Source organism: Gluconobacter oxydans (assembly GCF_006539685.1).
Taxonomy (GTDB): domain Bacteria; phylum Pseudomonadota; class Alphaproteobacteria; order Acetobacterales; family Acetobacteraceae; genus Gluconobacter; species Gluconobacter oxydans.
Map to the genome: position 1 here is coordinate 121,359 of NZ_BJNM01000002.1, position 23,943 is coordinate 145,301.

General features: G+C 63.7%; 23 protein-coding genes. 12 read left to right on the top strand and 11 right to left on the bottom strand.

What is annotated here, in order from left to right; genetic code table 11:
* The first annotated feature begins 106 nt into the window (after positions 1–106).
* Entirely contained in the window at positions 107–1,327 is a 1,221-nt protein-coding gene (locus tag GOX01_RS01480) for an SAM-dependent methyltransferase (RefSeq protein ID WP_011251889.1), read from the top strand.
* A gap of 6 nt (positions 1,328–1,333) precedes the next feature.
* On the opposite strand, the gene rsmA is transcribed toward GOX01_RS01480, so the two are convergent.
* Genes rsmA through GOX01_RS01525 form a run of 9 tightly spaced genes read right to left on the bottom strand, consistent with a single transcriptional unit; the run spans position 1,334 to position 11,243 of the window.
* Positions 1,334–2,152 carry a 16S rRNA (adenine(1518)-N(6)/adenine(1519)-N(6))-dimethyltransferase RsmA gene (rsmA, locus tag GOX01_RS01485; protein ID WP_024717225.1) on the bottom strand — a complete coding sequence of 273 codons (819 nt, stop codon included), beginning with the start codon at positions 2,150–2,152 and terminating at the stop codon, positions 1,334–1,336.
* A gap of 1 nt (position 2,153) precedes the next feature.
* Entirely contained in the window at positions 2,154–3,527 is a 1,374-nt protein-coding gene (locus GOX01_RS01490) for a peptidylprolyl isomerase (protein ID WP_024717224.1), read from the bottom strand.
* A gap of 2 nt (positions 3,528–3,529) precedes the next feature.
* Complete coding sequence (locus GOX01_RS01495; RefSeq protein ID WP_024717223.1) at positions 3,530–5,854, bottom strand: LPS-assembly protein LptD; 2,325 nt, start codon at positions 5,852–5,854, stop codon at positions 3,530–3,532.
* Positions 5,854–7,044, bottom strand: coding sequence for an LPS export ABC transporter permease LptG (gene lptG, locus GOX01_RS01500; RefSeq protein ID WP_011251885.1), 1,191 nt, complete (start codon positions 7,042–7,044; stop codon positions 5,854–5,856). Before lptG ends, GOX01_RS01495 begins: the two co-directional genes overlap by 1 nt.
* Positions 7,041–8,213: an LPS export ABC transporter permease LptF gene (gene lptF / locus GOX01_RS01505; RefSeq protein ID WP_011251884.1), complete on the bottom strand. Its 1,173-nt coding sequence runs from the start codon at positions 8,211–8,213 to the stop codon at positions 7,041–7,043. Before lptF ends, lptG begins: the two co-directional genes overlap by 4 nt.
* A 57-nt stretch (positions 8,214–8,270) precedes the next feature.
* Entirely contained in the window at positions 8,271–8,753 is a 483-nt protein-coding gene (locus GOX01_RS01510) for a hypothetical protein (protein ID WP_011251883.1), read from the bottom strand.
* Between the two features lie 2 nt (positions 8,754–8,755).
* Positions 8,756–9,769 carry an L-threonylcarbamoyladenylate synthase gene (locus tag GOX01_RS01515; protein WP_011251882.1) on the bottom strand — a complete coding sequence of 338 codons (1,014 nt, stop codon included), beginning with the start codon at positions 9,767–9,769 and terminating at the stop codon, positions 8,756–8,758.
* Positions 9,766–10,563 (bottom strand): 3'(2'),5'-bisphosphate nucleotidase CysQ family protein, encoded by a 798-nt coding sequence (locus tag GOX01_RS01520; RefSeq protein WP_011251881.1) that lies wholly within the window; start codon positions 10,561–10,563, stop codon positions 9,766–9,768. Before GOX01_RS01520 ends, GOX01_RS01515 begins: the two co-directional genes overlap by 4 nt.
* 50 nt (positions 10,564–10,613) lie before the next feature.
* On the bottom strand, positions 10,614–11,243 hold the full coding sequence (locus tag GOX01_RS01525) for a hypothetical protein (protein WP_024717222.1): 630 nt from the start codon (positions 11,241–11,243) through the stop codon (positions 10,614–10,616).
* A gap of 103 nt (positions 11,244–11,346) precedes the next feature.
* Here GOX01_RS01525 and GOX01_RS01530 point away from each other — a divergent pair, with 103 nt between their 5' ends.
* The 11 genes from GOX01_RS01530 (at position 11,347) to GOX01_RS01580 (ending at position 22,214) form a co-directional block, all read left to right on the top strand.
* Complete coding sequence (locus GOX01_RS01530; protein WP_011251879.1) at positions 11,347–12,819, top strand: leucyl aminopeptidase; 1,473 nt, start codon at positions 11,347–11,349, stop codon at positions 12,817–12,819.
* A 16-nt stretch (positions 12,820–12,835) separates the two neighbouring features.
* Complete coding sequence (locus GOX01_RS01535) at positions 12,836–13,279, top strand: DNA polymerase III subunit chi (protein ID WP_011251878.1); 444 nt, start codon at positions 12,836–12,838, stop codon at positions 13,277–13,279.
* A gap of 84 nt (positions 13,280–13,363) precedes the next feature.
* Positions 13,364–14,488 (top strand): aromatic ring-hydroxylating oxygenase subunit alpha, encoded by a 1,125-nt coding sequence (locus tag GOX01_RS01540; protein WP_011251877.1) that lies wholly within the window; start codon positions 13,364–13,366, stop codon positions 14,486–14,488.
* Between the two features lie 21 nt (positions 14,489–14,509).
* Positions 14,510–15,355, top strand: a complete 846-nt coding sequence (locus GOX01_RS01545; protein WP_011251876.1) for an aldo/keto reductase — start codon at positions 14,510–14,512, stop codon at positions 15,353–15,355.
* A gap of 159 nt (positions 15,356–15,514) precedes the next feature.
* Entirely contained in the window at positions 15,515–16,720 is a 1,206-nt protein-coding gene (locus GOX01_RS01550) for a hypothetical protein (protein WP_231139141.1), read from the top strand.
* Positions 16,720–17,589, top strand: a complete 870-nt coding sequence (locus tag GOX01_RS01555) for a hypothetical protein (protein WP_011251874.1) — start codon at positions 16,720–16,722, stop codon at positions 17,587–17,589. Before GOX01_RS01550 ends, GOX01_RS01555 begins: the two co-directional genes overlap by 1 nt.
* Positions 17,586–18,107 carry a hypothetical protein gene (locus GOX01_RS01560; RefSeq protein ID WP_024717219.1) on the top strand — a complete coding sequence of 174 codons (522 nt, stop codon included), beginning with the start codon at positions 17,586–17,588 and terminating at the stop codon, positions 18,105–18,107. Before GOX01_RS01555 ends, GOX01_RS01560 begins: the two co-directional genes overlap by 4 nt.
* A complete protein-coding gene (locus GOX01_RS01565) occupies positions 18,107–19,195 on the top strand; it encodes a hypothetical protein (RefSeq protein ID WP_024717218.1) in 1,089 nt (362 codons plus the stop codon). Before GOX01_RS01560 ends, GOX01_RS01565 begins: the two co-directional genes overlap by 1 nt.
* Positions 19,192–20,631 carry an NADH-quinone oxidoreductase subunit D-related protein gene (locus tag GOX01_RS01570; protein WP_011251872.1) on the top strand — a complete coding sequence of 480 codons (1,440 nt, stop codon included), beginning with the start codon at positions 19,192–19,194 and terminating at the stop codon, positions 20,629–20,631. Before GOX01_RS01565 ends, GOX01_RS01570 begins: the two co-directional genes overlap by 4 nt.
* Positions 20,628–21,113 (top strand): NADH-quinone oxidoreductase subunit B family protein, encoded by a 486-nt coding sequence (locus tag GOX01_RS01575; protein WP_011251871.1) that lies wholly within the window; start codon positions 20,628–20,630, stop codon positions 21,111–21,113. Before GOX01_RS01570 ends, GOX01_RS01575 begins: the two co-directional genes overlap by 4 nt.
* A 165-nt stretch (positions 21,114–21,278) precedes the next feature.
* The gene (locus GOX01_RS01580) at positions 21,279–22,214 is read left to right on the top strand and encodes an ROK family protein (RefSeq protein WP_011251870.1); all 936 of its coding nucleotides are present in this window, start codon (positions 21,279–21,281) and stop codon (positions 22,212–22,214) included.
* A gap of 72 nt (positions 22,215–22,286) precedes the next feature.
* Here the strand turns inward: GOX01_RS01580 and GOX01_RS01585 are convergent, their stop codons facing one another.
* Together GOX01_RS01585 and GOX01_RS01590 are read right to left on the bottom strand one after the other, a co-directional pair.
* Positions 22,287–23,168: a CDP-alcohol phosphatidyltransferase family protein gene (locus GOX01_RS01585; RefSeq protein WP_011251869.1), complete on the bottom strand. Its 882-nt coding sequence runs from the start codon at positions 23,166–23,168 to the stop codon at positions 22,287–22,289.
* Between the two features lie 14 nt (positions 23,169–23,182).
* Positions 23,183–23,860, bottom strand: a complete 678-nt coding sequence (locus GOX01_RS01590; protein ID WP_011251868.1) for a phosphatidylserine decarboxylase — start codon at positions 23,858–23,860, stop codon at positions 23,183–23,185.
* Positions 23,861–23,943: the final 83 nt, after the last annotated feature.

Sequence of the window (23,943 nt, forward strand, 5' to 3'; positions counted from 1 at the left end):
CGGCCGGGATTATCCCCGGCCGGGTTTTTTTGTGTCTGTTCTTCCGGAGGAGTACAACTCCAGACCTGTTCGGGCTTTTTCCCGGTATTGGAAACAGGAGATCGGAATGAAACGGATTCTGGATTTTGTCTTGAGGAAGTTCATCCAGACAGGAAGCCTGAGGGTCACGTTCAGTGATGGGACTGTCCGCACCTATCGGGGCCGCAAGCCGGGACTGGAAGCCGGACTTCAACTGCTCAACAAACAGGCGGAGCGGGCCCTGATCATCAATTCCGGTCTGGCGTTCGGCGAGGAATACATGGCGGGCAGCATCGTGCCCGACGGCTGTACGCTCGAGACGCTGCTGACGGTTCTGATGGAGAACATCAACGGGCATGGGCATGTCTTCGAAGAGATCGAGGATCGTCTGCGCTATGTGACGCGGGCGTGGAAGACACTCAATTCCCTCAAGAAATCCCGCAGCAATGTCGCCCATCACTATGATCTGAACGGCACGCTGTACGATCTGTTCCTGGACAAGGACCGGCAGTATTCCTGCGCTTATTTCGCGCGCGAGGACATGACGCTGGAAGAGGCGCAGATCGCCAAGAAGCGGCATATTGCGTCCAAGCTCAATCTGGATCGTCCGGGGTTTGAGGTACTCGATATTGGCTGTGGATGGGGTGGCATGGCCCTGACGCTGGCGAAGGATTATGGCGCGAAGGTCCTTGGTATCACGCTGTCACGCGAGCAGCTCGAAGTGGCGCGGAAGCGGGCGAAGGAGGAGGGGCTTGAAGGCCAGGTGCGCTTCGAACTGATCGACTACCGCAACCTCCATCAGCAGTTCGACCGGATCGTCTCGGTGGGCATGTTCGAGCATGTGGGCCCGCCACAGTTCGAGGCATTTTTCAAGCAGCTGAAAGCCTGCCTCAAGCCTGATGGCGTGGCGCTGATTCATTCCATCGGACGGATGGACGGGCCGGGGACGACCAATCCCTGGATCCAGAAATATATTTTCCCGGGTGGATACTCGCCTGCGCTGAGCGAGACGCTGGCAGCAATTGAGCGGTCTGGGCTGTGGATGACGGACTGCGAAGTGCTGCGCCTTCATTATGCACGCACGCTGGCGGAATGGCGCAAGCGTTTCGATGCCAATCGCGACAAGATCCGGGCGCTTTATGACGAGCGGTTTGTCCGGATGTTCGAGTTCTATCTTGTGGGGGCCGAGCTGGCGTTCCGCGTGCAGGGGCACATGAACTTCCAGCTTCAGCTGACCCGGTCGATTGATGCTGTGCCGTTCACGCGGGACTACATGTTCGAGCGTGAACGGGAAAGCGCGACGTCGTAAGAGGTCTCAGCGGCTGGCGAGATTCAGTTCCGCCAGCCGCGCGAATTCGGCGACTGACAGCGTTTCAGCCCGGCGGGTTGGTTCGATTTCGGCCTGTTCCAGCAGACGCTCGCCGCCGATGGATTTCAGCGAGGAGCGCAGCATCTTGCGGCGTTGGCCGAAGGCGGCCGCCGTGACCTGCTCCATGGCGCGGAACAGCTGCGGAGAAGGCTGTTCGGCATGGGGGATGATGACGGCCACTGCGGAATGGACCTTGGGTGGCGGTGAGAACGCGGCCGGCGGGATGCGCAGGGCAACCGAGCACGAGGCGCACCATTGCGAGAGCACCGCAAGGCGTCCGTAAGCCGAGCTTCCCGGTGCCGCGCAGATGCGTTCCGCGACTTCAAGCTGGAACATCAGCGACAGCCGTTCCCACTGCGATGCCTGACGCAGCCAGCCCACGAGCAGGGGGGTGGCGACGTTATAGGGCAGGTTCGCAATGATCTGGCGTGGGGCAGGAGCCAGAGTGGCCGCGTCCAGTTTCAGGGCGTCCTGACGGACGACGTGCAGGCGGTCCGGGTAGTAAGTGGCTAGTTCGTCCAGCAGGGGCCAGGCACGTTCGTCGATTTCCACGACATCGACGCGGCTGGCAGGGGTGTCCAGCAGGGCGCGCGTCAGGCCGCCAGGGCCGGGACCGATTTCGACGACGCTGCGTCCTGTCAGATCGCCGCCAAGGGCTGCGATCCGGGCGCAGATGCCCGGATCGAGAAGGAAGTGCTGGCCGAGAGATTTCTTCGCATCCAGACCATGGGCCTGGATGGTGTCACGCAGTGAGGGAAGGGACACGTCAGTTGAAGGCCGTCTTGGCGGCGGGACGCATTTCGATGATCGCGCGGCGCTGAAGGTCGCGCTGAAGCTGGCGGGAGGCCTGCTCGACACGCTCGTTCATAAGCTGATCGGCGATTTCGCTCGGGCTCTGCTGGGCCAGGTTTTTCTGCTGGCGGTTGCAGACCATGAGCAGGGCAATACCGTCCATCGAGACCAGCGGACGGCTGACCTTGTTGGGGGGTAGTGCTTCGAGAACTGCCTTCATCTGGGGCATCAGGCGCTCGAGGATCTGCGAGCCCGGATTGCTGGGACGCTTTTCCCCAAGGGATTTGTTGAGCGCTTCCATGGCGTCACAGCTATGGACCGTCTGCACGGCCGTCGTTGCCTTCTGCAGGGCGGCACGCTGCTGTTCGGTCGGGTTCTGCGGGTTCAGGGGCGCATCGAACGGGAAGAAGGCCTGTCGCAGGTCAAGCAGAGTGCCCATCTGCTTGCCGACCACGCGCTTTGACTGAACGGTGGCGATCACGAAGCCGCCTGCAACCTGGATCGGGTTGGAAATGGCGCCGATCGGCATCTGGCGGACGATGTTGACGACCTGCGGATCGAGGTTGTCTTCCTGCACCCAGCCCATGGAACCGCCATCGAGGGCCGACTGGGCCTGCGAGAACTGGGCGGCCACGATCGGGAAGGGCGCGCCTTCGCGGAGCTGGGAAATGATCGTCTTGGTGAAGGCAAGTTCGTTTTCGTCATGACGCGGGTCGGCCACGGGGACGAAGATCTCGCTCATGAAATACTGGGGGCGACCCTGCTCGGCCTGAAGGGCCTGCTCGCGCTGGCTGATCTGGGTGGCGGTGACCCGGCCTTCTTCACCCAGCTTCTCACGCAGGACCTGCATCCAGCCGATCTGCACGCGGATCTGGTCGATCAGCGTCGTCAGTGACACGCCATCCGAGGCCAGACGGTCCCGCAGGGCGTTCTTGGGCATGCCGTTGCGCTGTTCGATATTCGAGATGGCGCCGGCGATCTGGTCCGGCTCCACGTTGATGTGGAGCTTCAGGATTTCCTGCGTTTTCAGGCGCTCGTCGATCAGCTGGTGGATGATCTGGCCGCGCATGCGGTTCATGATTTCCGGGCTGATGGGCAGGCCGGTCGAGAGCACGAAGAGCTTTGCGCGGTTGTCCACGTCACGCTGCGTGAGGACCTGTCCGTTGATGACAGCCAGGATCTGGTCCTCGGGCGGCTTGGCCGGAGGAGCGTCCTGCTTGGTCGCCGCAGTTTTCGAAGCCGCTTTCGGGTCCGCCTTGTGATGCGGGGCGGCCGTGGCGGGGAGGGCTGCCGAGAAGGCGAGAAGGGCAGCCAGGGCCGTAGAGGCGATGCAGTGGGTCTTGGACATGCTCAACCGTTGATTCCGAAGGTGCCGATCGTCTTGAACGTGAAGTTGAACAGGACGGTCTCGTTACGCTGTTCGCCGCCGATACGGGTGTATTGCTTGATATACATGATATCCAGCCCGAAACAGTCATTGGAATAGCCGATCGTGCCACCGTTTGCGACGAACTGTTTCCTGGACAGGCTGCGACGGAAGAAGCCGGACGCATGGTAATTGCGCCAGTGGGCTGAAAATCCGCCTGTCACTTCGCTGGTCTTGACCAGATACGGCGCGTTGGGGCCGGATTCGCGGAAGTTCGTCGCATAGTAATAATACGGTGTCACGGGCGCGTAGATGTAGCCACCGGTCAGGCGGAACATGGGGACGCCGGTGCTGATGAGGCCTTCGCCGTAATCGAACTGATGGGTCCACGGGTTGAAGCGGCCGCGCGCCGTGACATCCACATACTGGTTCGGGCTGACGCGCAGACGGCCCACCGGGTCCGACAGGTGATGGTCGAGGCCGGAATAGGGCAGGCGGTTGTGGTCGATATGTTCCTGGAAGCTTTCGCCGACGAGCATGTCGATGGCGTGGCCGTTCCAGGACCAGTTCTGATGGATGCCTACATTCGCACGAAGGCCGCCATCGAGACGGTCCGTGCCGAGATAGCGGTTGAGGGAAAACAGCGTGGTGTCAGTGAACTCGTAGGACAGGCTGTCTTCGTTGGGGATGTTGCGGTTCTGCGAGTTACCGGTGTTGGGAGCAGCAATGATCTGGGCGATCGGCTCCAGGATCTGCGAGCCATGTCCTTTGGCGAAGCTGCGCAGGAACGGCCAGTTCATCTTCAGGGCGATGGTGGGCTGGACCTGCCCGACGAGATGGTTGCCGCCGGCGTTCGTGTAGTAGGTCGGCTGCTGGTAGGCCTGGGTGGCGTGATAGACCATGGAATCAAGCCGGGCCGTCAGCAGGAACTGCTGGCCAAGCTTGTTGTGGAACGGGCGGTCCCACTGGATGGCCGCTTCGCCGCGCTGATCGTTGATGCCGTTCTTGCGGTACAGGTTGAAGTCCGTTGTCTGGACGCTGAGACGGCCGCCGAACATGTCGGGCTGTCCCTGGAAGGCATAGGTCAGCCGCGGAAGCGCCCAGGGCAGGTCCGAGTTGCGGATGGTGCCCTGGTTCAGGCCCTGATAGGCCTGTCCGTCGAGACGCATATAGGAGCCAATGCCGTATCCTTCGAGGAACAGGTTGGAATTCAGCATTTCCTGACCGTAGCCGGGGACGCGGTAGTCACGCATGTAGTTGGCGGAACTGGCGACGTTGATGTTGGCGCCAAGCTGCCAGTTGCGGTCCAGGGCGAAATTGGCGCGGCCGAACACATAGCCCTGCACACCATATTCGCTGGACGAGCCGACATTGTTGCCGAAGGTGTTGGTGTACTCGCTTTCGTTATGGGTGTCGTAGGCCACGCCGCCCGTGACATCGACGGCGCCGAAGTTCATGCGGTTGCGGTACTGCGCCGTCAGTTCGGGGCCGGTCTTGGTGGAGACGAGGCCGCGGACCGTCAGATCCTGCTGCTCGTCAATGGCCCAGAAATAGGGAAGCGTGAAATAGGTGCCGAGATAGCGGTCATGCGGGCTGATGCCCGGCATCAGGAAGCCGCTCTGCCGTTTGACGGACGGGTCGGTCATGGAGAAAAACGGGAAATAGAAGACGGGCAGGCCGAGCATTTTCAGCCAGGCATGATCGAATTCGAGGCGCTTGTGCTGCACGTCCTGCGTCGCATCGAAGGCCTGGAACTGCCAGAAGGGGGGCAGGTCCGGGTTTTTCTCGCAGATCTTGCAGGCCGTATAGACGGCGTGCGTCAGGTCGTTGAGCATTCCGTTCGTGCGGCGCATGCCGTTGCCGGCGAGCTTGGCGTTGTCTTCCATGCGGATGTAGATGCCGCTGCCGATGCCGTCATGCATGCCATGGCTGAACTCGACGTAATCGGCATAGGTCGTGCTGCCATCGGGTTCCACGACCGCGACATGGCCCTTGGCGGACAGGATGCCAGTGCTGCGGTCATAGGTTACGCGGTCGGCGCGCATGGCGTGATCGCCCTGCCAGACGCGGACATTGCCTTCCCATGTGATCAGGCCGTTCTTGGCATAGCTTTCGCTATCCGCAAGATAGGTCAGGGGATCGGTCTGGGATGTTGGCTTTCCGATGACGATGACGTGGGAATTGTCGCGCTGCATCGTGTTGGCAGACATCTTCTGCGGCGCCACGAGCGCGGTTCCAGCCATCAGCGTGGCACCGACGAACGAAGCGCGTCTGCGGGCGCGTGTTGGGAGCCACAGGGGCACCGTCATCAACCATCCTCCATGTGCAGCAAAAGGGCCACCGCGAGGCAGAGCCCCGCACCTGTCGGCGCCCATGCGGCAAGAACCGGCGGCAGGGCGCCGGATTCACCAAACTGTTCGGCCACTTTCGAGATGGTGAACAGCGCAAAGCCTGCGGCGATTCCCGATCCCAGCATCCGGGCTACGCCGCCGCGCCGTGTCGGGCGCATCGAGAAGCCTGCGGATACCAATGCCATGGTCCCGGCCAGAATGGGAAGGGCCAGTAGCGACTGGAAATGAAGTCTGTGCCGGATCGAGGGGAATCCCGAGCGCTCCAGAAGGCTGATGAAGCCCGGAAGAGCGAAGACGGACAGCGTATCCGGCGATGCGAAACTTTCCTGCACACGGCCGACCGTCAGATCGGACGGCAGGGTCATGTCCCCGATCTGCTGCGGCAGGTGGTCGGGGTGGAGCACCGAGGTTCCGTGCAGGATCCACTGGTGATCGCCCAGCGCGCCCTGGGGGGCTTCGACGCGGACGATCAGGCGGTCCCGGTCATCGAGGCGGAAGATCGAGACGCCCGAAACTTTCAGCGCGCCGTCAATGAGATGCACGTCCTGGGCATGCAGGATCGCAACACCGTGCGGAACCAGACCGTCATCGGACTGTCTGAGCCACAGGGCGCCTCCATTGAGCGTCAGGGGGCCGCCGCCGGTGCGCAGATAGGTCTGGTCGAGCATTTCGGCGCTGCGGAACATGGTCGAGGACAGGGCCGAGATGCCGGTTGTCGTCAGAAGTCCGGTCAGCAGGGCGCAGGCCAGCGGGCTGGCGAGGAACTGCCAGGCGGAAATGCCGGCAGCGCGCGCCACGATGAGTTCGGAGGAGCGTGTCAGGCGGGAGAAGCATACGATCCCGCCCAGCAGGATGCCGAAGGGCAGGACGTAGATGATGTAATAGGGAACATGCAGGGCCGCGATCTTGACGATGAGGCTGGCTGGGACGTTAGGCCGTGTTGCCGCACGGCGCAGCAGATCGATGAAGTCGAACAGGGAGACCAGCCCGGTCAGGGCCAGCACCATGGACAGGGTACTGAGCATGAACTGCCGCGCGATGTAGATCGCCAGGGTCGTGGAGAACCCGGCATGTTCGTCGCGGGTGCTGATCGCCTGAAAAAGGGATGTCAGCCAGGGGCCCAGGCGGGGGGACGGGATGGCTCTCATCGGGCCCCCCCCGGGGACGGCAGGGACGCCGGGGCGGTCTGACGTACGGTGCCGGTCCATTGTTCGAGGAACAGCATGGCCGCGCAGACGACGGCCGGGAGAATGGCCTCAAGCCAGATGAGGGGCACCAGGGCGAGGTGCCGTCCGGCGAGGTTCTGGAGCATGAGGGAGATGGCCAGCAGTCCGACGACCGTAAGGATGGCGATCAGGGGGCGTGTGATGTTGCCGTGACGGGAGAAGGCCCCCCGGAGCACGGTGACCAGACCGATCATCGCAAAGGACAGGGCCGTCAGCGGCGAGGTGAGCCGGCGCCATCCCACCACGATGTTCTTGCCGCGGTCGCGCTCTGAGACTTCGTGGGGATCGGGATGGAACAGCTCGCGCAGGGACATTTCGTCCGGGTCCCGGTCTTCGTGGTTGTGCTGGCGCGAGGAGGTGAGATCGATCGTGTTGCGTCCGAATGTCAGGACATTCAACCGTCCTGTATGGCGGTCGATTTCCTCGCGTGAACCATCATACAGCACGACGCGTGGCTGGTCGTTGACCACGACCATGGTGCCGCGTTCCGCCAGGATGGTGGTGTGGGAATCGGGGTCGCGGTCGTCTTCGACCAGCACGCCGTGCAACTGGCCGTCACTGGTGCGGCCGCGCACATAGACCGTCATGTCATTGGACAGGCTGGTGAACACGCCGTCCTGAAGCAGGAAGGCCGCCATGCGGTTGCGGATCTGGAACTCGTAGCGATGGAACGCATGATACGAAACGGGCGCGAGCCACAGGGTCAGGACGTAGCACAGGACCACCGAGAAGAACGCGCAGAGCAGCCCTGGCCTCGCCAGTTCCAGCGGGGAGCGGCCGGCTGCGCGCATGACCGTGAGTTCCCGGTCGCCGACCATCCGCTGATAGGTGAAAAGTACCACAAGAAACGTCGTGATCGGCAGGATCACGGCGATGAAGGATGGCAGCATCAGCGAGGTGAGCTGGATGAAAACCCGCAGGGACAGGCCGTGCTGGACCACCATCGAGACGAAGTGCAGCGACTGGGTCAGCCAGATCAGTGCCGTCGCCCCTCCCGTCAGCGCCAGCAGGGCGATGAGAAGCTGGCGGAGAATGTAGCGGTCGAGCAGAGGCAGGATCTGCCGCCCGGAGGTTCCGGAGGATGAGGCCATGGCCCTTCATCTATCCCTAGCACGTGGCGGGAGGAAGGCGAAAAAACGAAACAGTTTCTATCGCAGATAGGAGGCCCGGTCGATGGGCGCCCTTGTGACGGACAGGCTGTGATAGAATTGTGTTCCGGCAATGCCGACCAGAAGACCCGCGCCGGCGGCGAAGACGATGGCGATGTAGCGCCAGGGTCTCTGCATGCGCAGGGTTGCCAGTTCCAGCTGGATCAGCCCCAGATCTGTCTGGCAACGTCCCAGCCGCGTCTGTGCCGTGCGGGTGTCGGACTCGCTTTGACCCAAGCGGCGCTCCAGGCCGGAGATCTGCTCCCGGAGACGTTTTTCGCGCTCGGTTTCGTCTTTGCCGGATATAGTTCCGATGCGGGTGGTGAACAGGTTTTTCAGCGCGCCACCCGTAACGCCGTCGCGCCGGGCCATCTGGCGGATCCGTTCCAGAGCGGTCGCCGCATGCCCCGGCTGTTCATCCAGCACCAGCGCCAGAATGTCCGACAGGATCTTGATTTCCCTGGGGTCCGGGGCGCGGGCCATGCTCAGGTCAGGGTCGCGGCATGGGTGCGCGGTTCGGCGGCGCGGCGAAGACGGTCCCGGATGGCGAGGCCGAGCCCGTGGCGGGGGATCGGCTGGGCGGCGATGGTTTTCAGTCCGCGACGGGTGCCTTCCGCATCCAGAAAGCGCAGTCCGGCGAAGAGACGGGCTGCCGCTTCTTCAAGATTACCGCTTTCGCTCAGGTTCCATGTCAGGCCGGCGCCGGGCAGGGGCGTGCCGAAGGCAAGCTGGGCTTCGTCGGGCGCGATGGAGGTCGCGTCCAGCCTGACAGGTAGGCTCGGGGCGTAATGCGAGGCCAGTCGACCGGGAGAGGCCGGGGCAATTTCGGAAAAATCGTCCGGATGGCGGATCGGGCCGCAAAGCGCGGTCAATTCTTCGAGTGTCACGCCGCCTGGGCGCAGGAGGACGGGCACCTCGCGGGTCAGGTCAAGCACGGTGCTTTCCACGCCGATCGAGCAGGGGCCGGAATCCAGAACCGCGTCGATCCGTCCATCCAGCGAGCGCAGGACGTGGAACGCATCTGACGGGCTGACCGTGCCGGAAACATTCGCAGACGGCGCGGCGACGGGAGCGCCGACTTCGCGGAGCAGGGCCAGGGCCGTTTTGCCGCGCGGAACACGCAGCGCCAGCGTGGACAGGCCGGCCGCCGCGAGGTCGGAGACGGTTGAATTCGGGGAGCGGGGCAGCACCATTGTCAGCGGGCCGGGCCAGAAACGCTCGGCCAGTGCGTGCGCGATCTCTTCCATCCTGCCGCTCAGCGAGGCCTGTGCGAAGGCGCTTTCAGCGTCGGGGAGATGGCTGATGAGCGGGTTGAAGCGCGGGCGCCCCTTGGCGGCGAAGATCTTTGCAACAGCCGTATCGGACGAGGCGATGGCCCCAAGGCCGTAGACAGTCTCGGTTCCGAATGCCACCAGCTTTCCGGCCTTGAGGAGTTCGGCGGCGCGGCGGATGCCTTCGGGGGTGGCTGTCAGACGCTCGGTGTGAAGCGTGTCGCTCAAGATGCGCCTCCGGTGCAGTAGAATGAGCCGTTCAGCCGGTCCGGCTTGCCATAGCGCAGGGGCGCGCCGGTCTCGTCGAGCAGGGCTCCACCTGCGGCTTCCAGAATGGCCTGGGGAGCGGCCGTGTCCCATTCCATCGTGGGTCCGAAACGGGGATAGAAATCCGCAGCACCTTCGGCCACACGCATGAACTTGACCGAGGATGACAGCTTCTCGACGGAGGCGACCTGTCGTCCGGCGAGCCAGCGTTCCAGAAGTTCGGGATTGCCGTGATGGCTCGAAGCCAGAACGCGCAGGCCTTCTGCAGGCGGTGTGGCGGTATGGATCGGCGTGCTGTTTGTGCCGTCCGAGCGGTGGGCGCCGAGGCCCTGTCCGCCGCTGTAGATCAGGCCGTAACCCGGCAGGGCAACCACGCCCAGAACCGGACGGTCATGGCGGACCAGGCCGATATTGACGGTGAAGTCTTTTCCGCCCGAGGCAAAGCCACGTGTCCCGTCGAGGGGATCGACCAGCCAGTAGGCGTCTTCCGCGTTCACCCGGATCCCGGCCGACATTTCTTCCTCGCCGATGGCGGGAATGGACGGGCAGGCCGCGCGCAGGCCCGACAGGATGTGATGTTCGGAGGCGTGGTCCGCTTCCGTGACGGGGGAGGCATCGTCCTTGATGTCCGTCCGGAAGCCGCGTTCGCGGATGGCGTTGATGATGTCCGAGGCTTCGGACGCGAGCCGGAACGCCAGGGCCAGAAGGGCGCGGTCATCGTCCGCAGGGACGGTGATGGGTGAGGCAGAAGTCATTCGCCCAGACTACTCCAAGATGGCTTTTGCGTCATGTGCTGATGCGCCCGTTATTGCGGGGAGGTCGGGACAGGCTCCTGATCTGCGTTCCACCGGGCAAACGGGATCTTTGTCGCAGCGCTCAGGGCGATGTCCGCGTGGCAGGTCGTGACCGGAGATGTAAGCGTGGTGCGAAGCGCGAAATAAAACGGTGTGCTGCCCGGTTCTCCGTCCCCTTGGGTTAACTGGTACACGCGGATATGTGCCGGGCCCGGCTGCGGAACGGGATTGGTGCCGGTGTCGCGTGTGGTCACGAACAGCAGAAGAGCCGGGGTTCCATTCATACGGGCGGATGCGAAATGGATGGTCTGGACCGCGTCTTCGCCAGTGTGGGGACTGTCCTGCAGCATATCGAGAAGCTGGCCGGCATGGTCCGGGTTTTCCGTATCGACGAGGCTTGTGCGGTCGGGTTGCTCTGTGTCGCGGGTGGTGACGGCATAAAGATGATGGCTCCATGCGTTTCCGTTTTCGCGCCACAGAGGGGTGATGGTTACGTCCGGGAAGCCCGATGGATGAAGCGTGACGGGGCTGTTGCCGAGCGGGATGGGCTTGATGTCGGTGAGCCGTGAGGTGGTCTGTGCGTGCAGGGCAGTGCAGGCGAGGCCTGAGCACAGCAGAAGCGTCAGGAGAGGACGGCGCATCGGGCGGTCTTTCTTCATGCCGGATGAGGGGAGGACTTGCCGGGGCGGTCGGTGTTCCCGATAACGGAGGCAACGACTTCATGTTCCAGACGGCAGGACCATCATGCTTTCAGTGATTTTCGATTCCTTTCCAGCCTTTTCTGCGGATGCGCCCAGGGCTGTTGTCCTGCTGTGCGATGCGGCGTCCGGCGAGACATTTGCCGCGCTGGACAAGGCTTCCGCCGGGGCCGTTTCGCGCGCCGTTGCACTGAAAGGCTTCAAGGGTGAGGCCGGGCAGAGCGTGGTACTCCCGGCACCGGCCGAAGGGCTGTCGCAGGTCGTGCTTGCCGGTGTGAAACCCAAGGGTGGGGCTGCTGTTGATGCCGTGGCCATCGAGAACGCGGCAGGTCGTGCCGTTCGTCTGCTGGAGGGTGTTGAGAGCGCGGTTCTGGCGCTTTCCGAAGGGCTGGAGCAGTTTGCTCCGGACGCGGCTCTGGGTGCGCGTCTGGCGTCTTATGATTTCGATGTGTACCGCACGAAGAAATCCGAGAGCCGTCCGGTTCTGAAAACGCTGCATGTTGCGGTTTCCGATGTTGCGGCAGCGCAGACGCGGTGGGCGGCTCTGGATGCGGTCTCGCAGGGTGTGATCCTGACGCGGAACCTCGTGAGTGAGCCGCCGAATGTGCTTTATCCTCAGACCTTTACGCAGCGCATTGAAGAGCTGCGTGAGCTTGGCCTGACGGTTGAGGTTCTTGATGAAAAGGCCATGACAGAGCTGGGCTTTGGCGCGCTTCTGGGCGTGGCCCAAGGCAGTGTGCACAAGCCGCGCACGGTGATCGTCCGTCATAACGGTGGTGGCAGCGAGGCTCCTCTGGCTTTCATCGGCAAGGGCGTGACCTTCGACAGCGGTGGCATTTCCATCAAGCCTGCGGCTGGCATGGACGAGATGAAGACCGATATGGGTGGTGCTGCGACCGTGATCGGCCTGATGAGCGCGCTGGCCCGTCGCAAGGCACTGGTCAATGCGATCGGTGTGGTCGGTCTTGTCGAGAACATGGTGTCCGGCGGGGCGCAGCGTCCGGGTGATATCGTGCGGGCCTATGACGGTCAGACGATCGAGGTGCTGAACACCGACGCAGAGGGACGCCTCGTTCTGGCAGATGTGCTGTCCTATACGCGCAAGCGCTTCAGTCCGAAGCTGATGGTCAATCTGGCGACGCTGACGGGTGCGATCGTGGTCAGCCTTGGTTATGAGAACGCGGGTCTGTTCAGCAACAGCGATGCGCTGGCCAAGGGACTGTCGGAGGCTGGGGCGCAGGTTGGCGAAGGTCTGTGGCGGATGCCGATGGGCGAGGCCTATAACCGTGAACTCAATTCCGATATTGCCGACATGAAGAACATCGGTGGTCGTCCGGGCAGTGCGATCCTGGCGGCGGAGTTCCTCAAGCGCTTCGTGGGCGACACGGACTGGGCGCATCTGGATATTGCAGGAACGGCCTGGAAGACCAAGGCATCCGCTATCGCGCCGAAGGGTGCGACGGGCTTTGGTGTGCGTCTGCTGGATTGCTTCGTGAAGGCGCACGAAGCCAGCGCCTGAGGAGCGGAATTACGCCGTGGATATCGGGTTCTATCATCTGACGCGCACGCCGCTTGAGGAAGCGCTTCCCGCCCTGCTGGGTCGGACGCTGGATGCGGGGGAGCGTGCTGTTGTGCGCTGCCCGGATGCGGCTGCGGTCATGGCGCTGGATGCGGCGCTGTGGGCGTGCCGGGACCCGGTCTGGCTGCCGCATGGCACTGCAAAGAGTGGCCATGCAGTCCGGCAGCCGATCTGGCTGACTGAGGGCGAGGACGTGCCGAACGAGGCGCGGTTCCTGTTCCGCGTGGATGGCGCGGGAAGCGATGAGTTCGCGCCCTTTACGCGGATTTTCGATCTGTTCGATGGCGGAAATCCGCAATCCGTTCAGCGGGCAAGACAACGCTGGGTGGCCATGAAATCTTTCGGTCACAATCTCGTGTACTGGAAACAGGAAGAGCGGGGCTGGAAAAAGGCGGGGTAAGGTTTCAAATTGTGTCTGAGACCCTTGATGGAAGACGCTCCGTAACCGGGGTGCCGTTCATTCCACTGGAGAGGACGCCTGACTGTGCCAGAGCCCACGAATTCTTCCCCCGCGCCTTTGAAAACTGATCTTCGTCGCGTCGATATCAATCCCGACTTCTGGTATCCGCTGGCCTGGTCGAAGGATCTCAAGCGCGGCAAGACGATCGGGCGACGGTTCGGACGCTTTCCCATTGCTCTGGTGCGGCCTGAAGAAGGAAGTGTCTTTGCGCTTGAAGATCGCTGTGCGCACCGTCAGGTTCCGCTCAGTCTGGGGAAGGTCAGCGGTGAGGCGGTCCAGTGCTGCTATCACGGCTGGGCCTATGGCCGGTCCGGGCGGTGCATTGATGTGCCGTATCTGGGCAAGCGCAAGCTACCGAATGGTGTGAAGACGTATCCCTGTCGTGAGGCTGGCGGGATGATCTTCATTTTCCCCGGTGATGCGGAAAAAGCGGAGAGCGTTCCGCTGCCGTCTCTGGCCCAGGTGGACAATCCGGCGTTCAAGACGCGGCGCTTCAGCCCGGTCGTGAAGTGCCACTACACGTTCATGCATGAGAACCTGATGGATATGAACCATCAGTTCCTGCACCGCCGCCAGATGGGGCAGATCAGGGCGCGTTTTCTGGGGCAGGACGCGGGTGAGAATTTCATCGAGGCGCGCTACAGCTTTGCGCGAACGGGAAACCAGCAGCCGCTGGCGGAACGTCTGATTTTCGGCAAGCATCACGATGATCCGAACCGGGAGCAGCCGGTCGAGGAAATCGTCAGCATCCGCACGACCTATCCGTATCAGAGCCTGAAAATCCATGACAAGGACGGCGATCTGATCATGGAACTGTTCAGCGTCTATGTTCCGAACACGGCGGACGGGATGAGCACGCAGTGTTTCGGGTTGCTGTCGGTGCTGCGGCCCAAGACGCCGTTCCTGATTGATATGATCTGGCCTGCGCTGGGTATCTTTACGCACCGGATATTTGAAGAAGACCGCGAAATCATGGAACTGGAGCAGAACGCCTGGCGCGAACTGGGCGGTGATCATAACGTCGAGGTCTTCCCGATCGTGCGGAAACTGCGGGATCTTCTGGCGCAGAACGGTGTCGCGCCGGGGACGGATACGGTGGCGCAGCCTGAAGTTTCGAGGGAACAGCCGGCTGATCCTGTCGTTGTCTGAAGACACAGACAGGAAACGGTCATGAAAACAGTCACACTCAGGAATGGTGTCACGGTTCCCGCGCTGGGCATGGGAACCTGGAATATCGGCGACAGTGCCGCGCGGCGTTCTGACGAGATCGAGAGCCTGCGTCAGGGACTGGAGGCCGGACTGCGGGTGGTTGATACCGCCGAGATGTATGGCAACGGCCGGTCGGAAGAACTGGTGGGGGAAGCCATCGCGGATGTGCGCGATGACGTTTATCTTGTCAGCAAGGTCGTGCCGTCCAATGCGCCGTATGACGGGGTGCGCAAGGCGTGCCGGCGTTCACTGAAGCATCTCGATACGGACTGGCTTGATCTGTACCTGCTGCACTGGCGCGGGGGAACGCCGCTTGAAGAGACGATCCGCGCGTTCGAGGATCTGAAGGATGACGGGCTGATCCGGGGCTGGGGTGTTTCGAACTTCGATGTCGATGACATGGAAGAAATTGAAAGCCTGTCCGGAAACTGTCTGGTCAATCAGGTTCTGTACAATCTTGAGCATCGCGGGACGGAATTCGATCTTCTGGATCATGATCTGAGCACCGATACGGTCACGATGGCGTATTCGCCGCTCGGGCAGGGCGGGGAGCTTCTGGAGCACCCAGCCCTGAAAGACGTAGCGTCGCGGCATGAGACGTCGCAGGGGCCTGCCGATCCGGCGCAGATCGCGTTGGCCTGGGTGCTGCGCCGGCCGAATGTGATGGCCATTCCGAAGGCCGGGTCTCCGAAGCATGTGGCCGGAAATCTGGCCAGTCTGGAGATCAGTCTGACGGATGCGGATCTCAAAACGCTGGACAGTGCTTTCCCTCCGCCGAAACGCAAGGTATCTCTCGCCATGATCTGACGGTCGTGATGATTGCGGTCCGTTTCCACCTCTTGTCCGGACCGCGCCCTGCATATTTTCGCCTCCCTTTTCCACGTTGATCCGGTTTCTCTCTGCCTGGCGTTTCTGGCCGTTCCTGCCTGTGTGCAGGCGATGCAGCCGGGGCGGGCTGGGAGAGCCGTGGTTCTCTGTGTGGCGGCGCTGGCTGCGGTTCTGGGTCTGTCGCCAGCCGTTCAGGCTGTCGCGCTGGGCGTGATTGCGGCGCAGGACCGGGAGGCCTGTCCGGCAGTCTGGAGCGTTCCGGCTCTGCTGTTGTCCGTGCTGTTCCCTGCCCAGACAGTCGTGGTGCTGGCAGTGCTGCCGGTCCTGTTCTGGTCCGCGCTGGTGCGCCGGCCTGACGGGGGGCAGGAGGGCGGGGCATTTCCCGCCGTGATGGGTGTTCTCGGCGTATCGCTGGTCTGGCATGCGCCGGCGGCGGTTTCGGCAGAACTCGTTGCGGGGCTTGGGGCCGCTGTCATCGGGTTGCTGGGCCGGTCTGTGCTTGGGGCCTGCCGTCCGGGAGATCTGGGGCTTTTGCGGCCTGTTCTTCTGATGGTTCTGGTCGTGGCGGCGCAGGCGGAAGGCCTTGCGGTCTGTGCCCGCATTGCACTGGAAGCCACACTTCTCGATCTGTCACTGCTGGTTCTGACGGCCGCACTGGGACGCGTGTTTCCGGTGCTGTCGGTGTTGCGGCTGCCGTTTCCGCCTTTGCCGGGACTGGTTGTCCTGTGGCTCGGGATTCATGCCGCGCTTGGTATGGCGGCGGGCGTCGAGGGGTGGAGCGTGCTTGGGGTGGGGGTTGCCCTGCTGCTCGGCCTGCTGGGTCTGTCGGATATTCTTGTCGTGGGGCGCGTGTTCCGTGCGTGGCAGGGACGTGTTTCGGGCGTTTCCGTTCTGCTGGTGGGGGCTGGAAGTCTGCTGCTGCCCGCTCTGGTGTTCGGAATGCTCAGTCCGGTCCTGCATTTCGTGGGTGGAGAGTGGGTCTGGCCTGTCTGGCGTATGGGCGGCGGCGATGGCGCCTCTCTGCGCTTGCCGGCTTTCGTGCTGACGGGGGCGGTTCTGTGGTGTGTGCTGGTGCGTCCATGGCAGATTGTCGGAGGGATCGTGCAGACGGCCTCCATGCTTCTTCCTGCACTGGGGAATCTGCTTTCGGTCGGAGACGGTCTGTTTGAGGAAGCGCCCTCCCTGGGCTGGAAAATGCGCTGCGTTATTGTGGAGGGGCGTCGTCGTCTCAGAGTGCTCCAAGGCATGAAGGCTCCTGTCCTTCCCGATCTGCGTCAGGGTGCGGTGGGGCTCTGGCTTATGCTTCTTGGTCTCGTTCTGGCGGTGCTGGGAGTGATGGCGTGATGGAGCATGAGATCGGGTTGATCCTGCTGTCCGTGCTGGAAGCGCTGTTTCAGCTGGGGCTGCTTCTCGTTCTGGCGCCCGTGATGGGCTGGTGTCTGGACACTCTGCCGTTCTGGCTGGCGGGACGGTCGGTCGGGACAGTGCGGTTCCGTCTGTTGCAGACGGCTCGTTTCTGGAGATCGCTGGTTCAGGTTCCGCTGGGCGGGCGTCCGGCGCTGGCGCTGACGGCGGGTGTGCTGACGCTTGTGTGTCTGCCCGCGGTCACGACGGGATCGGTGCTGTCGTCGCTGGCTGATCCGCTTGTTATCGGACTGGTCGTGCTGCTGGGGCGCGGATTTCTGGGGCCGGGCCTGGTGCAGGGTGAGGCGGCGCGTCTGGTGCCTGCTGTTCTGCTCCTGTGTCTGACCGAGGCCCTGATTGCTCTGGCCGCGCCGGGAACGGACGGTCTGTCTGGTCTGTGCGCGATGCTGCATATCGAGCCTGAGCCCGGCCTGGAGGGTGCGCTTGCGGCCTGTGCGCTGGCGCTGGGAATTGCCTGTCCGCCTTTGCGTTCGGATGATGTGACGCAGATGCTGTCCGGACTGCGGGACCGGCATGAACGTGAGGCCGCGCGCAGCATTGCCGATGTGCTGAACTGCGGCTGGCTGCTGCTGCTGGGGGATCTGGCGCTGCCGGTGAGTGTGGGGCTGGCGCAGGGTGGTGTGCAGGGCTGGTGGCTCGGGCTGCTGGCGCTGGGTGGACGGCTGGCACTGACCGTGGCTGTGGCGGTCGGGCTGCGTCTGATGGCGCAGGAGCGGAGTGCCCGGCTGACGGCGCTGTTTGCGGGTGTGGCGCTTCTTCTGGCTCTGGCGGGGAGGTTCGGCACATGATCGTCGGATTTGGATTACTGCTGCTTCTGGCGCTGGCGGGACTGGGCAAGGACGGGCGGGGGCTGCCGCTTTATGGGGCGGTCTGTGCCTTTGCGGGGGCGACGGTCTGTTCGGGGCTGATGGCGCTTCTGACGTCTACGGCTCTGGTGGGGCTGAATGTACTGGCTTGGGCGTGGCTGCGGCGGTTTGCGCCTGAAGCGCCGGACCGGGCGGCTGTTCTGCCGGTTGTCGGGACGCTTGTGCTGCTGCTCGCGCTCGGACTGTCCGGTGCGGGGCTGGATCTCGCGCCGGTGCTGGGCGCGGGGGCGGTTCTGGCCGGTCTTTGCGGTGCTGCGTGGGGGACGCCGCTGGTTCAGTTCACGGGGCTTCTACGGGCTGCGGACGGGCTGGTTGTCGTGGCCTGTGTGCTGCATTCATGGCCGCTTTTTGCTGCGGCGCTGAGCCTGTGGGGCGTTCTGGCGGCGCTCGGTGTGACGCTTCTGCCGCGTCTGGCGTGGCGCAGGGTGGAGGACGTCTGATGCATCCGCTTGCTCCTGTCGGAACGCTGTTTGCGGTGACGGTCTGGCCGTTTCTGGCGGCATTCCTGCTTCTTCTGACGCCGGAAAACCGCCAGTCTGCCAGCAGTCTGACCTTTGCTGTGGCGGGGCTCGTCATTACGCCGCTGGCTGTCTGGCTCATGCCGGGAACGGATGCGCTGGCGGCGGCGTGCTCGTGTATCGTGACGGCCATTCCGCTGCTTCTGCCGCAGGCTCAGGACCGGACCGGGCGGATCCTGCCGTTTCTGGTCACGGGCTGTGCGCTTCTGGCGCTGAACATTCACTCGGCTTTTGCCGTGACGGTCCTGTGTGGTGCGGGAACGGTTCTTCTGGCCTGGCGCGAAGGGCGGGGGCCGCGCAAGGCGCTTGTTGTCTGGGATATGGCGCGCAGCCGGCTTGGCGGTGTGGTGCTGGGGCTTCTGGGGGCCTCGCTTCTGCCGATGCAGCAGTCGTCGCTTGGTGCGGTGCTGCTGACGGTGGGGCTGTGCATGGTGGCGGGGCTTGGGCCTTCGCCGGCTCCGGCGCCTGAGGCAGCACTTCTGGATACGGGGCTGCGGTTTTCGGCGCTCATGCTGATGTTCCGGCTGAGTGCGTATCCGCTGGTTCATCTGCTGATGCTGATCGCGGGGTTCGGGACGATCATCATGCTCGTTTCATCGCGCTCGTCAGGCCGGAGCATGTCCCTGCCGATGCTGTCTGCCTTCGGGGCCCTGGCAGCTGCGACCGGTGAAGGCACGGCGCTGGTCCTGCTGCTGCTTGCGGCGCTCGGGCTTGCGGTTCTGGATCTGCGCGGGGCAGAGGGCGAGGACGGGATCGCGGCCGGAGCCGCGCCCTGGCCGGTGTTCTGTGCGCTTGTCGGGATCGGGCGTTCGCTTGAAACCGGGCAGCTTGTTCTACTGGTGGTGTGTCTGCTGCCTGCTCTGTGGTCGGTACGGCACAGGACGCTTCTGCCGGCGTTTGCGCGGGGAGAGCGGGGCATGGTGGCCGTGATGCAGGCGGTTCTGCTGCTTGTGGGGCTGTGTGGTCCGCTGTTTCTGGCCTGGCATCCGGTGACGGGGTGGCGGCCATGATGGGGATGGGGCGGATCATCCGTAGCGGCGAGCGGGTTGCGCTGTCGCATTATCATCTCGATGCCGAACAGTGGTGCGCGATGCTGTCGGCGCCGGGTGCGACGCTGCCGCTGATATCCTGCTGGGCGGATGATGCTCGTGCCTATGTGCTCCTGCTGGAGGGGGATCGTCCGCTTCTGGCGAGTAGGGCGGTGGAAGAGCGGCGTTATCTTGCGCCGTCCTCGCGTTTTGCGGGGGCGGAATGGGGTGAGCGCGTGGCCTATGACCTCTATGGCGTGGAAGCGATGGATGCCCGCGGGAACGGAGCACCGGCGCTGGATGAGGGCGGCTGGACGTCCACCTGGCCGCTGTCGTCCCGTCCGGGGCCGGCGGCGGGAGGATTGCGGCCGCTGGCGGGAAGCCATCTGCTGCGTCCCGAGCAGACGGGGCTGAGCGGACCGCTCGAACTGTCCTTCGAGGTTCTGAAGGGCAAGGTCCGGAGTGTGGAGGTCTGTGCGGGCGGCGCGCATCGCGGGGTCGTGTCGCGTCTGCTGGGACGGACGCCGGAAGAGGCCATGCCGCTGGTGTCGCGGATGACGGCGGGTGGGTTCGTGGCGCATCCGCTGGCTTTTGCGCGTGCTGTGGCGCAGGCGCGCGGACTGGTTCCGGGGCCCGGAATCCGGGATGTCTGGATGGTGCTGCTGGAGATCGAACGGATGTCGCTCCATCTGTTCGATATGGCCCGGACGGCGCGGGGTGTGGATGCGGAGCTGCTCGCGACGCATTGCGATCATGCGCGGGAAGCCATCGCGCGGGCCTGTGCGGAGCAGGGCGTTTCGCGCCGTCTGATGGATATGGTGGCCTGTGACGGGTTTCGGGATGGGCTCGAGATCGTGCCGCTGGCTCAGGCCGTTCATGCGGCGATGCAGCCGCGTCTTGCGGCGCTGGAAGAGCTTCACCGGGTTTTTGCGCCGCGTCTGGATGGGTTTGCGGTTCTGGATGTGCGGTTGGCCGAGCGCTTTGCCGTGGGCGGCGTGACCGGGCGCGCGAGCGGTCGCAGCATGGACATGCGGCGGCGGGAGGCCGGGATGCGGCTGGAGGCGTTGCGGGCGACAGGATCGAGTCAGGGCGATGCCCGGGCGCGTGAAGGGCTGAGGCTGGCGGAAATCCGCGACTCCCTGAAGCTGCTGGAGCGGATCCTGGGAAGTATCGGTCTGGAAGACGACGAGCCTGCGCCGGACCGGACGGATGAGGGCATTGGCGTGGCCGAGGGCGCGCGCGGAGACGTGTGGTACTGGGTGCGCTTGAAAGAAGGGCGGATCGAGAGCCTGCATGTGCGGGACCCGGGCGTGTCGCTGCTGCCGGTTCTGGGCGCGATGCTGCGGGGCTATCCCGTCAGCCGGGTGCCGGCTGCTCTGGGCTCGATCGGGATTTCACCGGCGGGGATTGCGCTGTGAAGACTGTGCAACGGACGGGGCCTCTGAGCCTGCTTTACGCTTTCATGGATGCAGCGCGCGGGCGGGCGTCCGTGGAAGGAGAAGTTCCGCGGCGGGAGCGGCCGATCGGGCTGTATGTCCTTGAGGCCGGTGGTTGTGAGGGATGCTTCATGGAGATCGAGTCCCTCAATGGCAGTGCGTTCGCGCTGGAGCAGGCGGGTTTTGTCTGTGTGAGCGATCCGGCGGATGCGGACTGGTTGCTGCTGACGGGGGCGGTGACGCGGGTCTGCGCCGAAATGGTGGACCGGGTGTGGCGGGCCATGCCGCCGGGCCGGAGCCTGATTGCTGTGGGCGCCTGCGCGGTGGATGGCGGGCCTTTTCCGGCCGGTTATGCGACGCTGGGCGGCCTGGAGGCCCTGACGCCGGTGCGGCGTTCGATTGCGGGATGTCCGCCGTCGCCGGACGATATTCTGCGGGCTTTGCAGGAACTGGCGCAGGTCTGAACGGTTTGCCCGGGCGTGGGAATTTTCCTGAAACAACGAAGTTTTGTCCCCCGACGGCTTGCCGTGACACGGTTTCGCGTTAAAGCAGATGGACGCACTGGATGCGTTTTCCATGAGGTGCGGTCGCCTGTCTTTCAGGTCACCGTATAGAGCACAGGGCTAGAGATGGCTGATTATCGCCTTGGAATTGATCTTGGTGGCACGAAGATCGAAATTGCCGTTCTGAACCGTTCGGGCGATCTCGTCCTGCGTGAACGCATTCCCAATCCCGGTATCTATAATGAAGCCGTTCTGGCCATTCGCGATCTGGTGACGGATGTGGACCGCCGTCTGGGTGCGGTGCCGAGCCACCGTGTATCGGCGGGGCAGCATACGTCCACGCTGGGCATCGGCATTCCGGGATCGATCTCCCCTGAGACCGGGCTGATCAAGAACGCCAATGCGACCTGGCTGAACAACCAGCCTTTCGGGCATGATCTGGAATCCGCGCTGGCGCGTCCTGTCCGGACGGAAAATGACGCGAACTGCTTTGCCTTGTCCGAGGCGGCCGATGGTGCGGCCAAGGGCATGCTGACGGTCTTCGGTGTCATCATCGGCACGGGCATGGGTGCGGGCATCGTCAATAACGGCCGCGTTCTTGAAGGCCGTCATCATATTGCGGGCGAGTGGGGGCATCTGCCTCTGCCCTGGCCGACGGAAGAAGACATGCCGGCGCGTGACTGCTTCTGCGGAAACAAGGGCTGCATGGAGCGCTATCTGTGCGGTCCTGCTCTGGCAGCGGACTGGAAGGGGCCGGGCCATCGCAATACGGCCGGGATCGAGGATGCGGCCGCTAATGGCGATCAGGCTGCCATCGCAGCTCTGGGCCGTTATACCGAGCGTTTTGCCCGGGCCTGCGCGATGGTCATCAACTTCCTTGACCCGGATGTGATCGTTCTCGGTGGTGGGGTGTCCAACCTGCATACGCTGTATGAGCGCGTGCCGCCGCTGCTGGCCAAGCATGTGATTACCCCGGTCTGCACGACGCCGATCGTGCGCAACAAGCATGGTGACAGCTCGGGCGTGCGTGGTGCGGCATGGCTTTGGGACGTGACGGAATAAGTCCGTCGCGCACTGGATATGAAAAAGGCCGCCCGGCTGACCGGGCGGCCTTTTTTGTTGGTTCGTTCTGGTTCAGGCGGGCTCTTCTTCCACCGTTTCCGACATCTCTTCCGCCGCCTGTTTCAGGCGGTGATAGGAGCGGCGGGAGAAGGGCAGGATCGCAATATAGAGCAGTCCGGCTCCCGCAAGTGCACCCCAGGGGTCCGCGACCATAAGGGCGGCGTAGAGGCCGGTTCCGAGCATCAGGGGCAGGACGTAACGTGCTGGGACCTTGAAGTTCTTGAAGGACCAGACCGGCAGGGTCGAGACCAAAAGCAGGCCTGTAAAGATCAGGCAGACGGCCGAGACGATGGGCAGACGGGCGAAGGCGGCCAGTCCCCCGGCATGAAGACGGTCGGCTTCAAGGCCAAGGAAGACCGGAAACAGCACCAGGCCCGCTCCGGCAGGGGCAGGAACACCCGTGAAGAAGCTGTAGGAATATTCCGGCTTGTCGTCGTCATCGAGGCTCGCATTGAAGCGGGCGAGACGCAGCGCCATGCAGACCGTGAACAGGATGCAGGGGACGAACGCGTAGCGGCCGGCATGTTCGAGCGACCACATCAGCAGCACGAAGGACGGTGCCACACCGAAGCACACGAAGTCCGACAGGCTGTCGAACTCCGCGCCAAAGCGGGTGGCGCCCTTGAGCAGGCGGGCGATCCGCCCGTCCAGACCGTCGATACAGGCGGCGATCAGCAGGGCCACGGCCGCGGGTTCGAACTGATGTTCGAGCGCAAACCGCATGCCGCTGAGCCCGGCGCAGAGGCCGAGCATCGTCATGATGTTGGGGATGAGGCGGTTGAACGACGGCCCCCTCACGCGGGTGCGGGGATTGCGCCCCATGCGTCGGAGCCTGCGTCGGATGCGGCGTCTTTTGGCGGGGCGGATGGGTTCAACCGTTGACGGTGTGGTCATGAAAGGCGTCTGGCTCAGAGCTTCGCCAGGACAGTTTCGCCACCAACCATGGTCTGCCCTTCCACAACCAGGGGTTCAACGCCGGGCGGCAGGTAGACATCGGTGCGGGAGCCGAAGCGGATCAGACCGAAACGCTCGCCGGCTTCCACGCGGTCACCTTCTTCGACGAAGCACAGGATGCGGCGTGCGATCAGCCCGGCGATCTGGACAACGCCGATGTTGCGACCGTCCGGCAGCGTCAGGCGCAGTTCGTTGCGCTCGTTATGCTCGGAGGCCTTGTCGAAGCTGGCATTGAGGAACTTGCCGGCGTGATAGGCGATCTTCGTCACTTCACCGGCCGCTGGCATGCGGTTGATATGGACGTTCAGCACGGACAGGAACGTCGAGACGCGCCAGACCGGGGTGTGGCCCATTTCCAGAGCGGCAGGTGGGGTGACGAGCGCGACCGAGGTCACGCGGCCATCAGCGGAGGCCAGAACCAGATCGGCGCGCGGCGGCGGGACGCGCTTGGGGTCGCGGAAGAAGTAGAGGCAGAACGCCGTAAAGGCGATGCCGGCATTGCCCAGCAGGCGCGTGGGACGCCAGGGCGTGGCCCGTCCGAGCAGCCCGACGAGCGAACCCGCGAGGAGGAAGGGAGTCGCGGCGCGATGCGGCGGCGACAGGACAAGCTTGAAGGACTGGATCAGCGACATGGAACGCACTCTTACGGCACACGGCGGGAGGGTCAAGAATTCGCCACAAAGAAGGCGTTTTTCGGGCAGGTTTTCTGCTTCCG